At 31.1% G+C, this 15,863-nt stretch carries 14 protein-coding genes and 2 tRNA genes; all 16 read right to left on the bottom strand.

From position 1 onward, the window contains the following. Positions 1 to 156 precede the first annotated feature (156 nt). Positions 157 to 711 (bottom strand): DUF3967 domain-containing protein, encoded by a 555-nt coding sequence (locus AC2CGR_RS27810; RefSeq protein ID WP_000187863.1) that lies wholly within the window; start codon positions 709 to 711, stop codon positions 157 to 159. Positions 712 to 772: 61 nt separating this feature from the next. Next, positions 773 to 1,810 (bottom strand): tyrosine-type recombinase/integrase, encoded by a 1,038-nt coding sequence (locus tag AC2CGR_RS27805; protein ID WP_277486358.1) that lies wholly within the window; start codon positions 1,808 to 1,810, stop codon positions 773 to 775. Between the two features lie 944 nt (positions 1,811 to 2,754). Next, positions 2,755 to 3,318 carry a hypothetical protein gene (locus AC2CGR_RS27800; RefSeq protein ID WP_061402412.1) on the bottom strand — a complete coding sequence of 188 codons (564 nt, stop codon included), beginning with the start codon at positions 3,316 to 3,318 and terminating at the stop codon, positions 2,755 to 2,757. 464 nt (positions 3,319 to 3,782) lie between these two features. Further along, positions 3,783 to 3,854: transfer RNA gene (locus AC2CGR_RS27795), tRNA-Ala, on the bottom strand. A gap of 30 nt (positions 3,855 to 3,884) precedes the next feature. After that, a tRNA-Cys gene (locus tag AC2CGR_RS27790) sits at positions 3,885 to 3,955 on the bottom strand. Positions 3,956 to 4,607: 652 nt separating this feature from the next. Continuing rightward, positions 4,608 to 4,823 (bottom strand): hypothetical protein, encoded by a 216-nt coding sequence (locus AC2CGR_RS27785; RefSeq protein ID WP_061402411.1) that lies wholly within the window; start codon positions 4,821 to 4,823, stop codon positions 4,608 to 4,610. A gap of 212 nt (positions 4,824 to 5,035) precedes the next feature. Further along, positions 5,036 to 5,233, bottom strand: coding sequence for a hypothetical protein (locus tag AC2CGR_RS27780; protein WP_061402410.1), 198 nt, complete (start codon positions 5,231 to 5,233; stop codon positions 5,036 to 5,038). 44 nt (positions 5,234 to 5,277) lie between these two features. Then, complete coding sequence (locus AC2CGR_RS27775) at positions 5,278 to 7,434, bottom strand: peptidase domain-containing ABC transporter (RefSeq protein ID WP_000473623.1); 2,157 nt, start codon at positions 7,432 to 7,434, stop codon at positions 5,278 to 5,280. A gap of 382 nt (positions 7,435 to 7,816) precedes the next feature. Continuing rightward, entirely contained in the window at positions 7,817 to 8,554 is a 738-nt protein-coding gene (locus AC2CGR_RS27770; RefSeq protein WP_068031323.1) for an ABC transporter permease, read from the bottom strand. A gap of 15 nt (positions 8,555 to 8,569) precedes the next feature. Next, positions 8,570 to 9,313: an ABC transporter permease gene (locus AC2CGR_RS27765; protein WP_061402408.1), complete on the bottom strand. Its 744-nt coding sequence runs from the start codon at positions 9,311 to 9,313 to the stop codon at positions 8,570 to 8,572. Then, a complete protein-coding gene (locus tag AC2CGR_RS27760; protein WP_001064855.1) occupies positions 9,310 to 10,233 on the bottom strand; it encodes an ABC transporter ATP-binding protein in 924 nt (307 codons plus the stop codon). The genes AC2CGR_RS27765 and AC2CGR_RS27760 overlap by 4 nt, the downstream gene beginning before the upstream one ends. A gap of 279 nt (positions 10,234 to 10,512) precedes the next feature. Beyond that, on the bottom strand, positions 10,513 to 11,961 hold the full coding sequence (locus AC2CGR_RS27755) for a S8 family serine peptidase (RefSeq protein ID WP_277486348.1): 1,449 nt from the start codon (positions 11,959 to 11,961) through the stop codon (positions 10,513 to 10,515). A gap of 14 nt (positions 11,962 to 11,975) precedes the next feature. Continuing rightward, positions 11,976 to 15,116 (bottom strand): type 2 lanthipeptide synthetase LanM family protein, encoded by a 3,141-nt coding sequence (locus AC2CGR_RS27750; RefSeq protein ID WP_071680019.1) that lies wholly within the window; start codon positions 15,114 to 15,116, stop codon positions 11,976 to 11,978. Between the two features lie 67 nt (positions 15,117 to 15,183). Continuing rightward, positions 15,184 to 15,408: a lichenicidin alpha family lanthipeptide gene (locus AC2CGR_RS27745; protein ID WP_033692916.1), complete on the bottom strand. Its 225-nt coding sequence runs from the start codon at positions 15,406 to 15,408 to the stop codon at positions 15,184 to 15,186. A 43-nt stretch (positions 15,409 to 15,451) separates the two neighbouring features. Beyond that, positions 15,452 to 15,676 (bottom strand): lichenicidin alpha family lanthipeptide, encoded by a 225-nt coding sequence (locus tag AC2CGR_RS27740; protein ID WP_033692916.1) that lies wholly within the window; start codon positions 15,674 to 15,676, stop codon positions 15,452 to 15,454. A gap of 43 nt (positions 15,677 to 15,719) precedes the next feature. Then, positions 15,720 to 15,863: lichenicidin alpha family lanthipeptide (locus AC2CGR_RS27735; RefSeq protein ID WP_479840741.1), on the bottom strand; the 144-nt coding region annotated here is incomplete at its 5' end.

Here is a 15,863-nt window from a genome sequence, read left to right as displayed (position 1 = left end):
CAGTAGAACCACGAATTTTGGCGAAGACATTGGTTTTTTCCCTTTAATACTGGGGCATCTGTCCTATGCTTTTCACTCCACGATTCACTTGACTACGAGCCTCTTGCCCTCATAGTCAAGTGACTTTCGCGGCATAAACGCATAGGAATCAGTAGATTACTTCCAAAATTGATACCATTTCTTTTCATTACTTGCCGCAACCATCTGTTTTACTTCTTGAAGCTCTCGCATAACAGTCATAACAGCCTTATCACGATCAGCAACTTGTTGTTTCTCTACAGTATCGGAGTGAGTTAATAATTTTTGTTGCGATTCCAATAAGTTTGTTAGTTGAGCTATTTGTTCATTTTGACTCTGTAATTGTTTTTGTTGTAACTCCACTGTACCTTTTAATTCTTGCAATAATTCTTTTAAATCATCTGATTTAGGTGTTATAACAGTCATATTTATATTCTGAACTGTTAACCCTTCCTCTTCTAAAAGTAATTTACAAGCATCTTCCAATGTAACTTGGGGCATACTTTTTAATTCTACTAACCTTTGTAATAATCCGATATCATAATCATCAAAAATAACCCGTTCTCGTTCATCTCTTTTAAAAGCATAACAGTTATAGCTCTCAATTAATAAATAATATTTTTTAATCGTAGACGGCGATACTTTCAATCTTTTAGCAACTTGGGATACATTTTCATAAATTATAGGAGTCATAATAGTCATAACCTCCTTTTTAGTATTTCAAATTCGTTATAACGGTTATAACTCCTCTATCTTAGCATTTTAAATAAACTTGAGCTAAATCTACTCTTCCTCTTCCGTGACCTAATTCTTCATGAACTATATTCATCGCATCTTGTACTTGCCAATAGGTAGTTTTAAACTCTTGACGAATCCCATAATCCGCGCGTTTTCCTCGCTCATGATTTTTCAGTATATAAGCCAATACTTTCTGTCCTTGCTCATAGGATTCCCCTAATAATTCTTTAAAACGTTCCCTCGCGAACGTATGACGGAACATATGCGTTCCATTCGTAGGAATCCCAGTTGTCCTTCCAGCTTTTAAGAGAGCTGCCCGCAAAGTATTATCTTTAACTGGGATGACTTTTTCATGTAACTGTTTATCTTTAATTATTTCATAGATCTTTTCTTGCAATCTTTCAGGTATCTGAATTTCACGTCCCCGTCCACCTTTTGTAATTCCTTTTCCATTCTTAATCTTTAAAACACCATTCTTCAAATCAAAATGTTCTAAAGTCAGATTGATAACTTCCCTCGCACGAAGTCCCAAATGTAACTGTAATTGAAATGCATTCCGAACATGGATAGAGGGGATATTCTCTATTAATCTATTCGCATCTCTCAAGCTCATAGAGCGATTCTCGGGAGCTTTCTTATTTTTTGGGTTGTTATAGCTATACACCCTTTTTTCAGAACAAAAGCTCACAGGGGCTTTTTGAAGCTTCTTCGCCTGTCTGTGCATAGCTATTTGTAACTTCCTTAGGCACGTCTCAATATTCATTAAGTGGCCGTGGGACACCCCTTCTTGTTCTTTATACTGTAAATAAGCATAATAATGTTCTTCTTTAAAATAAACGATTCGTGTAATTCCATACTGTTCCCTACAAAAACGTGCAAAATCAATTGAAACTGATATTGTATTTTGAATATGTTTAAAAGAATATAAACCTCCCGTATGCTGTCCTTCTTTTTTTGCCTCATATTTTGATTGCCCAATACAAATAATTTCTTTTACTGCATTTTCAATTTGCCTTACAAGGGATACTTTTGAAGATCCTCGCCGTCTTCCCATATTCCCGCCGCCCTTCGGTCGGCCCGTTTTCGCTCACGCTCAAACGGGCATAATCCACCTTATGGTGCGCGGCAAATGCGCCGCACACCATAAGGTGTCAATCCGCTACTCCATATGTATCTGTAAAACTTCAATTTAAGCCTACGCCTGTCGCTCCATATTTAGCGTGAAGAGCAACTGTTATATCCACGTTTCTTTAGCAAATCCACTTGTCTTCGCAACGGCACGGCTATAGCCGTGCTTTCTTCGTACCTTACGGTCCTCACTCCTTTTTTTATATTGTTTAATCCAAAAACACATTCATTCATTTTCATGATCTCATTAAAAATAAATAATTATATATAAAAAGAGCCGTTCCGGACTCAGAGTCATAAACACCATATTAGTGTCTGAATCTGAACCGCGAAACGGCTCTTGAATGTTTAAAAGAAATAAAAAAGAAAAGTAAATCTACATTAAATTTAACATAAGTTAGGTATAGATTCCATTGATTTTCGTTGACTTTTAAAGTGGAGACTGATTCCCTCTTTTGGGTCTAATCCCTGTGTATTACATCTATCCATACGGTAAATGAAATTATTAACGGTTTAACTTGTATACTAACAAATTTAGGGCAATAAACGCGGCGCGTAATTGTTGTGTGAGTAATTGATAATCCTCTTTCTCCTATTATTTTCATCAAATTACGAAAACACAGATTGTAACGCGAATACGACCTGACCATTAATAAGAATGGTTGAGACTAATAATCTTTACGCTTGAATAGGTTTTAGATCAATGAGTATAGAACGCTATCAAAAAAAAAAAACAGTACATACCGCAAGTTAAAATGCTTTGTACTGTTGCTTACTTATCTATTATTTTTTACACCTGCTATAGTAAAAATTGTTTAGTAAACTAATCTATTTTTCTATTAAGTATATCCTATAAACCCTATATAAAATTTAAAGTACAGGTACTAATTTCCACACAACTTTTTCTTTACCTAAGTAAGCTCTTGTAATAGGACCATACATTGACGATTCAATATCTTTATAATTAAGGTATCCACCTTCTGCTTGCAGTATATATCCTCCTTCTACAGGAGTTATTATCCAATCAGCCCCGTATTTGTCACCAAAACTAATATATAAACTACCCTCACCAATAATCTGTATAAATTGATTCACAAGTCCTCTCCCAGGCATTGGATAAGGCATCCCAATTTGGTATTTCTTTTTTTCTTCAGAAAAAACCAATTTCATACGAGCTCCATTAGGTTTTTCCACTGTATTGCCTAGTGAAGGAGCAACTACTAAAGACGGTAAAAAATTAAGAGACCGATGAGAACCTAATCCTCTTGTTGGTAAATCTGCTGGAACTATATAATAATTTTTACTTGTGTCAATCCTATCTTCTACTTCGTTTACTGAATTAGATGATACGGATGCACTTGCCTTCTCTATTGGCAAAAATCCTAAAAATGTAACTAAAACCAGGAAGGATATTAATACTCCTTTACTCTTCATAAAATCATCTCCTTTAAAATATTTAACTTATATAATAACCACACAAAAAATCTGAATATTAAGAAAATTAATTGTGAAATTTAGCATAATTCTTGTTCAACTATTTTGTTGCGCATACTATGATTAATACATTTATGCTGTAGGAGCCTATTCAATTGCATTAGTAAGGATTCAAAATTTTAATAGGATAAATTTACATAATAAAATTATCCATGCTTAATAACATACATTATTCATGAGCATTGCAAAAATTATTATTTTGGAGTCTTTCCATGAAATAAATCAATCATGTTGGAATTATAGGTGTAGTAGAATGAAGTGTGGTTGTTCGAGAAATTGGTATAATATTACAAACGACTGAAGAGTAAAAAAGAATAGTTTTCTTTTTTACTTTATCATTTCAAATAAATATGATTTATTGAAAGATGTCATAAGTAATCATTCCCAAAGGGTATTGGGATATAAGGTGACAGTTGGATTCGAACCAACATAAAAGGGTATGCTAACCTTGTACCATTCCTAATTGGCATGCCACCATATGAAAAATATTGATATACTAAAATAAAAGGCGACAATCGGATTTGAACCGATGATACAGGTTTTGCAGACCTGGGCCTTACCACTTGGCTATGCCGCCATATAATTCTCTATAAAAGAGAATTAACACTTTTTTTTACAATTAAAACAATGTTAAACATCATATCAATTAACCATTAATTCTGAATAAATGGATTCCACACCACATTATAGCATTGTTTATTTAATTTAGTAAGTGAAATTACTGATTTTTCAAATATAAAAATCATTTATAGGAAGCCTTCGACATTTTGTCTTCTATGCCTATTGAAATTTCATAGCCTCCCCTAGAAAAATAAGAGACGAGGCATGTGACTTCAACGTACAAATATGTGTTTTATTATATGCATCATAAGTTGATCCTACTAAAATAGTGAACGGAAATTAGATATTACAGGATTCTCTTCCCCCTATAGATAGGGATAGTCCAATATTGTTGTAAATCATCTAATTCTCTAAATTAAAGTTTTCTATTTAGCATATTCAAGGATTTTAGATTCCTATTTTTAGGCCAACAGATATACACCCTAAATATAGAATGAATATCTAATAAAATAATTTTGCACCTTGATAACACCCAATACCTTTTCTATCAAATAGCTTTTCTTTACATGCTATAGGATTAGTGTAATAAACGATACCTATGACAACTTGGATTCAAGTACAAATCTTTTAGTGTTAATATGTTCTCTTTTTTTATTTTAAGTCCTTGATTATCTATACTTAGGCATGATCATTGGATCAGGATATGTGTTCATCTGATTTGGTAAAAACGCAGCTATAGCAGCTGGAACTGTCTCTATATAAATATCGTCTGAACCCGCGCCAGTTACAACCTGTTTTAATTCATTTTCATCAACTACACTAGTCAATCCACTAGTATTCCACTTTTGTTTTCGCATTTCATCTGATTTTTTTCTTCTAAACATTTGATATCCACCCTTTTTTATAATTTTTTAGTTTGAATTTAAGTACGTAGAAAATATTTAAGATATTTCTCTTTTAAATTGCTACTTTTTATATATTTAAAGCTTAAATGTTAAATTTATAGTTTGTATTGGTATGAATGATTATTTATGATTCCTCTATATAATTTTTTAGGAAACCGCACTTGAGAAATAGATCTCAAGCGCGATTTAAATTAATTAGCATCTTTTTTTCTTTGAGGCATAAAGGTAGTAACAAATGCGACAAGAGCTATCCCTAGACCTAATCTTTCAGGAATGTCAATATTTAACCCGTTATTCCATTGATATATAAAGGAAGCCAAGATTAAAAGGGTAACTACCCCACTTGCATATCTGATTAAATTACGGTCTTTTTTTGTTTGAACTTTCATATCTATCCCTCTTTCTTTTTTATTAGGTTCATAAATATATATGCTTAATTTGCTAGTAACTTGTAATCTGGTTCTATATCCTTGAAGAAGGAAGAGTAATAACCAGCTTTTAGCATTAACTCTTTATGAGTACCCGATTCTATAATAGTTCCTTTATCCATCACAATGATTAAGTCTGCATTCATTACTGTAGTAAGTCGATGTGCAATAACAACCCTTGTACATTTTATTTCATTGAGATAATCATCTACCTTCTTCTCATTCAGATGATCTAATGAACTTGTTGCTTCATCTAATACTAAAATGGATGGTTTATGAACTAAAGCTCTCGCAAGTGCAATACGTTGTCGCTGTCCTCCTGAAATATTGAATCCCATCTCAGATATGAACGTATTATATTGCATAGGCATCTTCATAATATCATCATGTATTTGTGCTACCTTAGCAGCTTCAACAACTTCTTCTATCGAGATATCCTTATCATAAATTGCAATATTTTCAAAAATAGTCTTATTAAATAGTGTAACGTCCTGAGGAACTACACCAATTTGACGTCTTAATGATGATTTTTCGATATTACTTAAATCCACATCATCATAATATATTTTCCCCTCACTCGGATTATGCAATCCCAATAGTAAACGTGACATGGTACTCTTTCCAGCACCAGATTCTCCAATAATCGCTACTTTTTGGCCCGGTTTAATTTCTAAATTAATATTTTCAACGGACATTGGACTATATTTTGTATATTGATAACTTACATCTTCAAAACGTATACGACCTTCAAGATTAGTTATCTCTTTCATATCCGGAGTTTGTTCTTCTTTTGGTGCATCTAATACATCTTGTACCCTTCTTAAATACGTACCAGTTACAAAGAAAGAATTAAACATTTGAACAATTGACTGACTTAGTCCAAAAAATTGATTGGAAATAGCATGAAAAGCTACTAGATTTCCTAATGTCAACTGATTGTTTAAAATTAAATATGCACCAAGCCATAGAGTGAATAAGGGCGCTAAATTCCCAATAGAACTACTTACTGATTGAATATAATTATTAAGATTTTGCTTCTTTCTATAAGCCTTTAGCAATTTTTTAAAATTTTTATTCCATCGAGTAAATATTTTATCTTCGATTCCAGCTGTTTTAACATTGAATATTCCATACAAAGTCTCCGTTTGAATACTTTGAACTTCACTATTCGCCATAATTTCTTCTTGGCTAACCTCTTTTACTTTAGAGCGTGTAGCAATTAATAAAACTGCGTTAAGTGCTGTGAACACTAAAACAGATACTGTTAAAATTGGTGATTTAATTATCATGAAAACAAATATTACAATTAGTAACCCAACATCTAATATACCCTTAATAAGGTTTGATCCAATCATATCTCGAATTATTCTTAGACTATTTACCCTAAATAGGAGATCTCCAAATTTTCTTAAGAGGAAAAAATGATAAGGTAAATGAAGTAAATGATTAATAAATTTACTCATCATTTGTTTATCTAAAAAGTTCTCCATTACAATTACAACCTTACCTCTAACTATATTGAATAGAAATTGGAATCCCACCACAAATACTATTGATATTAAAAAGATATTTAACAAATTAAAATTTTGAGGTGAAATAACATGATCTATTAAATATTGTATTAGAAGGGGTATACCTAAAGTGAATAACTGTAACACAAAGGAAAGTAAGACTAAATTTATTAATAGGGATGGTCTCTCTTTCAATATATTAATATATGGTAACCATAAGCTTTTAGGCTTCTTCTTAACAAACCTTTCACCTGGTACGCATGTCATAACATATTTTGAAAAATCCCTTTCGAACTCTTCCTTTTTCACCTTATTTCTTCCCACAGCGGGATCAACAATTATTACTCCATGTTCAGCTACTTCCTCTAGTACTACATAATGTTTTTCCTTCCAATAAATAATACAAGGGAGTGGGACCTTATATAACTCATCATATTCTTGAATTTTAAAACAATTTGCTTCATATCCTAATCCCTCAGCTAGATGCTTTAAATGAAATAGTGACGTTCCATCTCTACCATTACCAATCCTTTCATACATATCATGAAAAGATACGGTACTATTATGATATTCGGTAATCATCGCTATACAACAAAAACCACATTCAGTCTGTTGGGCTTGTTCTATAAATGGTACCTTTTTCTTAAACATCAACTAGGCTCCTTTCTATATAATTTGTTGTACTTAAAATATAAATGCTTCCTAATGTTAATAACAATTAGTAAAATAGGATCAAAAAAACAGCAAATTAATGCTTATTTTTTTGATCCTATTTTACTAATACAAAAAAATTTAGAGTTAAATTCCTTCTAGATATGGAGTTTAATAATAAATACATTATCATAAATCGTATCAAAGAACCTATAGAACATGTAGAGTATCTCGTAAGGGCGTTAAGTGACTGGGAGTTCTGTTTTGATTAAAAAATAAACTGCGTATAAATAGTAAAAAGAGTCCATCATAACCGATGGGCTCTTTTTACTATTTATTAAAATGAGGTACTGTTAAGATTTCTCAAGATTCACTTCTCATATTACACGTTCTTTTTCAATGTCTTTACATAACGCACTGTAATTAAAATCATACCAATGGTAAATGCGCTTATTGATGTTAATAATATACCAATAGACACTATACCTTGATCAACTAATTCTATAGACTGCAATGGTAGAGACCATATATATAAAAATCCCAACTTTGCTTCTGAAAAAATAAATACCCCAATTAAAGATAGAATTATATTAAGAAATGTAAAAGTGATAGATGTTTTTATAAATAAGAATAATAAAAGTTGCACAGTTATTAGAGGCAGTGTTGCAACAACAGAAGTGAAAAATACTTTAACCATGAATAATAAAGGAAATGGATCTGTAAAATCAAAATATCTTCCTGATACATATAAACTTATTAAAGCGATTAAGTGTACTACAGCAAATAATAACACACTAGATACAAATTTAGATAAAACAATTTTAAAGTTAGTAACCGGGGATAAATGCATTATTTTCCAATTAGTTTTACTTTCAAACTGGCAGAAGAAAGTTGTTATCATCCCTGAAATGACCGGGAGAAAAAAACCAACATAGAAAAAAGATACTAACATCCATACGCCCATCCATTCATTATCCAAACCATGATTATATTTTCCTACAACGTATTTAGTATACATAACCATTGAATATATAATCGGACAAAGTGCTAAGATGAAAAATGTAATTTGTTGTGGATGCTTTCTTATTTTTATCCAGTCGGAATAAATTAAATTTATCATTTGAAATCTCCTTTTTTAATTTTTATTATTGGTTTTAATAAATATGATATATCCAATTCCTAAAATAACAGCAGTAATAGGAATTCCCGCTAGCATGTACCATTTATCGTACGCCCATAATGTATTAAAAACCTCTAGATTATTCACATAATTAATTGGAGAATATAAAGTTTGATATGAAATAGGGAACCACCAAAGCTTAGTTGAACTTAATATATCGCCGAAAAGATACGAACATAGGGCTAGCGTTACAATCACTGATTGATTCGATACGTTAATGGATATAATGAACGCCAAAGCACAGAATGGAACGCTAATAAGAAATGGATATAACGTAAAAACAAATACCTGCTGCATTGAAACCGCATCCAAAGAGATACCTAAACCTGGAATTAATAATACTGTACAAAGCATATGCATTAAGGTTGTAATAATAAAGGCAATCATAACAACCACAAACTTACTTAGATACACATTTAATTTCTGTACTGGATACGAAAGTGTTCTGGCCCACGTAGAATTTTTATATTCAATATTGTTTACACTCGCTATAATAAACACAATAAAAAAGTTTAAGATGTATTTTAAGATTTGTAGATTTATGCCAAATACCGTTTCTAATTTAATAGCATGATAATTACTATAATAATTTAATCCGATGAATTCACCCAATCCAAGTATAATAGGCCCTAAAATAATCAAAAACAGTAAATGACTTTTTCTATATTTTATATACTCAGTAGCTAATACACTCCTCATACACTTACAGCACCTTGTCCAACAATATCTAAATATGCTTCCTCTAAATTCTGCTTTTTAGTTTGGAAAGATTGAATGAAAATCTGATTAGATACTAGTAATTGTTGAATATCATTAAGTGATTTATCATCATAATATTCAACGCTAAAGATATTATTATTTACATGGAAGATATAGTTAGATTGTTCAAGTAATTTCTGAGTAAGGGCTGTATTATTAACTGTAAATTCAACAATATTTAATGATTGTTTATTTTGTAAGGAAGATAATAAACCTTGGTATTTTATTTCTCCTTGATGAATAATTCCGATATGATCGGCCATTTGTTCAACTTCACTTAGAATATGACTTGACAAAATTATAGTAGAATTAAATATACTTGGTGCCTTTTTTATAAATTCTTTTACTTCATAAACTCCCTGTGGATCTAATCCATTAGTGGGCTCATCTAATATTAATAATTCAGGATTATTCATGAATGCAGCAGCTAATCCTAAACGCTGTTTCATACCAAGTGAATATTTTTTAAAGGCACGGTTTCGGTCTTCATATAGTTTAAATAAATTCAAAAGTTCCTTTATATGTTCTTTATCATTAACATTCTTCAATTTAGAAGCAATTAATAAATTTTCGTACCCCGATAAATGATCATAAAAGGTCGGAGCTTCAATTAATGAACCTGTTTTAGATAAGATTTCAATTCTATTTTTTTTGATATCCTTTCCTAATACTTCTACAGTCCCCTCGTCTGCTTCTATTAATCCTAGTATGATTTTAAAAAAAGTAGATTTACCCGCTCCATTCGGACCTAATAATCCAAATATTTCACCCTTTTTAATAGTTAAATCAATTCCTTTTAAAACATGTTTGTCTTTATACTTTTTATGCAAACCTTTAATATTTAAAACTTGATTGTTCATAATATCAACCACCTGAATTTAGAATTTTAAATTAAGTTTAAATTTTATTCTTATATTTACTTATTATTAATATCTTTTACTAAAATCTCCAAATAGAATATAAAGCAAAGGTTAATACCCAGTTTCTATAATCTACATGTCATTTTTAATATTTAACTGTCGTTCCACTACACGCTTTTACTAGATGATAATATTAATTCACTCACTATTATCATCTAGTAAAATAATAGTGAGTGAATTTTACAAAATACCATTAACACAGGTTAATTAAGAACAAAATTATTTAACACTATTTGTACTCTTATAACTATTAACTAATCCATATCCATATTGATCATCTTTACCAGTCGGACCTAAATCCGTAGCACCATCTTTTAAATACTTAATAGTTATATCTGACGAAGGTTTTGTAGAATGAAGCTCATAATACCTTGAGATAATAGCTCCTAATGTACCAGATACTGATGGAGCAGATAAACTAGTCCCTAGGTTTAGCGTGTAGCCTTTCGGTGTATTTAGTTGAACATCCAACATAGTAGGTTCTAAATAAGTTGGATAGGTAGTACCAATTAAATAGGATGGATCAAATTTGAATTGATTATCAATAATTGTTCCATATGAACCACTTGGTGCACTAAAGTCTACCTCTGGACCAAAGTTGGAGTAATTTACAAATTCATCGTTCTTGTCTGTTCCTGATACCGTCAATACATTACTTAATCCACCAGGTACATGAATTTTATATAATACACCTTTCTCATCATCTACTTTTTCAAATGGTTTATCCAAGCTTATTCCTTCATTACCTGCTGAAGCAACTACAATAGAATTTTTTTCTTTCGCGTATTGAATAGCTCTTTCATACGCCTTTATAATTGCGTTCTCATCCTCTAAATTTATAGCTTTATATGTTCCTAAACTTAAGTTTATTATGTCTGCTCCTTTATTTGCTGCATCAATAATAGCTTGTATAGTCCAGACTGATTCACCATCTTTTTTCCCTATAACTTTATATGGAGTAATAGTTATATTGGGTACAATCCCTTTTAATTTATCATGCGCTGCAATAATTCCTGCAACCTGAGTACCATGGCCATTTTGATCTAACAGATCCGGTTCGCTGGGAACATAGGATTTTCCTTCTAGATACCTAATGCTATCTTTAAGTTCAGGGTGGTTATAATCTACACCACTATCAACTAAGGCAATATTTACATTTTTTTCTCCTAAAGTTATCTCGTGAGATTTATAATTATTAGTTACCTTGGCAATTTGCCAAGGTGGCGAAACGTTTGAGACTGGTTCATTAATAGTAATGGAATTCAATGTTCTTTTTGAAGATAAACTATATTTCAACTTATTATTTGCAAACTGCTCATTTGAATTTAAAACCTTTGGATCTGGTAAAGTTAATTTAGCACTATTAGCAACATTTTCTATAGATGCTTTAAACTTAGTACGTATTTTACTATCTAAATCGGATTGAATATTACTCTTAGTTTCTTTATATGAAATCATTTGAATTTCTGGAGTATATTTAATCTCAATTGCGTTATTTTCCTTTAAAAAATTTATAATATTTTCCTTGTTATTCTTTTGAATTTCATTATCCAAAAGAATAAATTTATAATTATCCGTTGTCTCTACTTTTTCCGCTTTTACAGGTTGTGTAACTAAACTTAACAAGAATACGGAAAGTATAGTTACAAGAATTTTTAGCTGTTTCATGTATCCGTCTCCTTTTATAATTTAGCCTCTTCTAACCTTAAAATAGAAGGAATTGAATTATAGTCAGACTGTTGTAAAAGACCTACTCCAATTCCACTAAGGCCTGTCATTAAACCAAACGATTCAGTTCCCGTACTGACCCCTTGTTTCCAATTATGCGTTTTAGAGTACTCTAAAAGTTGTATACCAATAGAATTTGCTCGTTCGTAAGATGTTTTATCTTGTAACACTTTTGCTGCATACAATAGAATATCTAAATTTCCAAAATCCCCATGACATAGTGAACGATTATGACCAAACGATTTATCAATAGTGGTATCTAGAGCAGCATATATATTTTGATCGAGTATACTATTTTCATAATTACTTTCTTTTAACATTAGCCTACTTAATAAGATACCTGGTGCACCATGACACCAAGCAACAGAGTGATTATCCTTAGATGGAAGTTTCCAATTTTTATGCTTTGGATCATAGAAACTATTTTCATAGGATAAAACTTTATCTGCTAGTTTTAAAATATTGGGGTTATTTATATATTGATTAGCTGCTACCAAAGCAGTAATAATACCTGCCGTTCCATGAGAATATCCAATCCATGAAATATCGTCTCTTTGTTTCCAAGAGACATGCCCCTCTTTTCCAGGATGATGATATGCAGCATTTACTAAGTATTCACTCGCTTGGTTGAGAAGTTTTAGATATTCCTTATTACCACTATCTTTATAAAGAGCTATTAGTACCCCGATTACCCCCGCAGTTCCATCAATAATATCAAATACTTTATCTTGCGATAATTTACTAACAACCATTTTCATAGAATCGAGTATAAGTTGTTCATATTGTTTAGTATGTGATAATTGATTAATATGATTTAAAGCATAGATTGAACCACTAACACCGCTAAAAGTACCAATATTAAACATTCTTTGCTCAGGTAATCTCTGGAGTGAATTAATTACAGGATAAATAGACTTCTCAGCTGTTAGTTTATAATCATTTCTTCCCGTCAAATGATATAAATAACTAAAGAATAGAGAAATACCACTTAAGCCATTATATAAATCTAAATCTACAGGATAAATATCCCATTTATATTCGTTAGAGGCAGATATTACGGTACTTATCCAACAAAGATCAGATTGATTATTCCCTTCTATAGCATTAGCAATTAAATAATCCCCTATATGACGTGCCTCAATTAAAAATTCCTTAGATTTATTAGCATGAATATGGACCTTGCGATATGGATCAATAGCTTGTTCATTTGCACCAAATGTAGCTGAATGTGCTAAAAAGCTCATTCGCATAATTCGAATTTGCTGTGAGCAATCTACAATATTAAGGTCATCGATTTTCTGTATTACAGCTTCTAAAGGAGATGATTCAAAATAATTTTGAATACAGATTTTCTCTCTATGATATAAATGATTGCTACTCACCGTTGTATAAAAATATGGAATATCATCATTGAGTAGATCAGTTTTTTCGGATTTAATAATTTCTTTTGGTTTATTCTCTGGTTCCAATGCCAGAGTATGGAAATAAATATCTCGGTTATATCCTTTTTGTAAAAAATCAGGATGTTTACTTTTTCTTAGTAATTCACCGTATACAGCGGTAGGTCTTAGAATCATTCTTACTATCGTATTTTTAAATTTATCTGATATATAATTGCTATACTGTTGTTTATTATTTAAAATCCATTCATAAATATATTTAAAGCCATCTATTATAACGTCTACATGATCTTTATATGAAACTTTTTCACCTTTAAAAATCGGCTTGTTTTTTTCAAATTCATTCACTTTAACATATTTATATGTAGCATCTACGTGCATCACATCTGTATTCTTTGCTTCTACTGAAGGTACCTTTAATGGATATAATTGGTCATTTTTATCACTAAGACCACTTAAATCAAGACCTTTATAGTTAGGATTATCGCTATTAAATGCAAGAAATGGAATAATTCCAGTGGATCTAACAGATCTATTAATTAGATTTAGAGCTTTATTATGAGCAGACCCATTCTTTTCTTCTAATATTTTTGCATGGTGGAATAAAGATTCAAGGTCAATTGGAACCGGATACTCACCCATCGCTATAATATTCTCATAATGAAAGTCCACAGCATTTAAACTATATAAAACGCCTAATAGACTCCCCATTTTAAAATAGAATGATTTAAGTTGTTCTTCCGTTTTGCATTCTATATTCTCAATATATTCAACCCAACCATAAGAATGTTTATCGATGATTTTTGGTGAATACAGTTGGGCTTTATTATTAACTTGATTATTTATCCAAGCAGTTAAATCATTAAATGCCGCTTCGACACCAATTGATCGTGGCTTATAAATAAGTTTTATATTAGGAAGAAATTCAATTAATGACACCGTTTTGCCATCATTATGTTCATCACCAAGCCCTAATGTAATGGTCATTAGTTTATTTCTCTGAATATCAATATTAAATGTCTCTTGGATTTGTACCTTATCTTGTTCAAGATTATAGTAAAGAGTAATAATATTATTTGACCAATGGATTAATGTAGTTAACATTGTTCTATATAAAGCAGGATATGTATCCTTAAAATAAACAAAAAACTCATTTGTACTAATATAAGAACAAAAATGATTGTAACGTTCTTCCGAAGTTTCCCCTTTTAAATTTTCAAGAACACGTTGAATGTTAAGTTCTAATATTAATGTTTTGTGGGATAATTCATATAATCTCTTATACATATATTCTAGTGGTGCCAATAATTGTGACTCTTCGAAGAACGAATATGTATTCAATGATTTATGAACTTTAGAAAATGAGTAACTCATAAATTTTTTAAAAAAGTTGTAAAAAGTTGCTTTTGATAAATGTTCTTCGATTGTTGGGGGGAATTCAGATGTTTGGAAACTGTCAAACTCTGAGAAGGTTAATGATAGCAGTGCATCTACTTTATCTACACTGTATTCATCATGTTCTAATTGAGATAGAGTTGATAACTGAATACCTGAAAGATCCTTTAAGATCCCTTCAAATTTATTTTCGTTGTTTTCAAATGTTTTTTTCCAATAATTTATGTAATCCTTAGAATATGGAACTATCTGATCGTTAGTTTTTATTTCATCAATAAATGCACTATGCTTTACAGACACTTTACTACTCCTTTCATTAATAAGAGAAGTAGATTCTCTACTTCTCTTATATATTTTATAAAGATAATTAATTACAAGAAGGCATACATTCTTTTGTTAACGTACAGTATCCACCATTATTACCTAACCAACTGCTTAAACCTTCCGGCGTTACATCTCCTTCACCAGCACCAAATAGAGATTGAATTTCTTTAGAATCAACTTCTCCTGCCGGATGGTTTGGTGCATCCTCGTTTTTTGAACGTTCTACTGGATTTTTCCATGCTTCTACTACTTTTTTTGATGAACTCATTTTTAACACTCCTATAAATTTTATTATTATTTTATATAGATAACTAATTGCAAGAAGGCATACATTCTTTTGTTAACGTACAGTATCCACCATTATTACCTAACCAGCTGCTTAAACCTTCCGGCGTTACATCTCCTTCACCAGCACCAAATAGAGACTGAATTTCTTTAGAATCAACTTCTCCTGCTGGATGGTTTGGTGCATCCTCGTTTTTTGAACGTTCTACTGGGTTTTTCCATGCTTCTACTACTTTTTTTGATGAACTCATATTTAACACTCCTATAAATTTTATTATTGTTTTATATAGATAATTAGTTACAAGAAGGCATACATTCTTTTGTTAACGTACAGTATCCACCATTATTACCTAACCAGCTACTTAAACCTTCCGGCGTTACATCTCCTTCACCAGCACCAAATAGAGACTGAATTTCTTTAGAATCAACTTCTCCTGC

Source organism: Bacillus sp. LSHTCR4 (assembly GCF_057197025.1).
Note: the sequence above shows the minus strand (reverse complement) of the source record. Positions and strands in the feature narration are given on the sequence as shown.

Coding starts and splice junctions, on each gene's coding strand:
- AC2CGR_RS27800 (WP_061402412.1), bottom strand. CDS start 3,318: ATGAAGAGTAAAGGAGTATTAATATCCTTCCTGGTTTTAGTTACATTT.
- AC2CGR_RS27770 (WP_068031323.1), bottom strand. CDS start 8,554: ATGATAAATTTAATTTATTCCGACTGGATAAAAATAAGAAAGCATCCA.
- AC2CGR_RS27760 (WP_001064855.1), bottom strand. CDS start 10,233: ATGAACAATCAAGTTTTAAATATTAAAGGTTTGCATAAAAAGTATAAA.
- AC2CGR_RS27765 (WP_061402408.1), bottom strand. CDS start 9,313: ATGAGGAGTGTATTAGCTACTGAGTATATAAAATATAGAAAAAGTCAT.
- AC2CGR_RS27810 (WP_000187863.1), bottom strand. CDS start 711: ATGACTCCTATAATTTATGAAAATGTATCCCAAGTTGCTAAAAGATTG.
- AC2CGR_RS27805 (WP_277486358.1), bottom strand. CDS start 1,810: ATGGGAAGACGGCGAGGATCTTCAAAAGTATCCCTTGTAAGGCAAATT.
- AC2CGR_RS27785 (WP_061402411.1), bottom strand. CDS start 4,823: ATGTTTAGAAGAAAAAAATCAGATGAAATGCGAAAACAAAAGTGGAAT.
- AC2CGR_RS27755 (WP_277486348.1), bottom strand. CDS start 11,961: ATGAAACAGCTAAAAATTCTTGTAACTATACTTTCCGTATTCTTGTTA.
- AC2CGR_RS27775 (WP_000473623.1), bottom strand. CDS start 7,434: ATGTTTAAGAAAAAGGTACCATTTATAGAACAAGCCCAACAGACTGAA.
- AC2CGR_RS27745 (WP_033692916.1), bottom strand. CDS start 15,408: ATGAGTTCATCAAAAAAAGTAGTAGAAGCATGGAAAAATCCAGTAGAA.
- AC2CGR_RS27780 (WP_061402410.1), bottom strand. CDS start 5,233: ATGAAAGTTCAAACAAAAAAAGACCGTAATTTAATCAGATATGCAAGT.
- AC2CGR_RS27740 (WP_033692916.1), bottom strand. CDS start 15,676: ATGAGTTCATCAAAAAAAGTAGTAGAAGCATGGAAAAACCCAGTAGAA.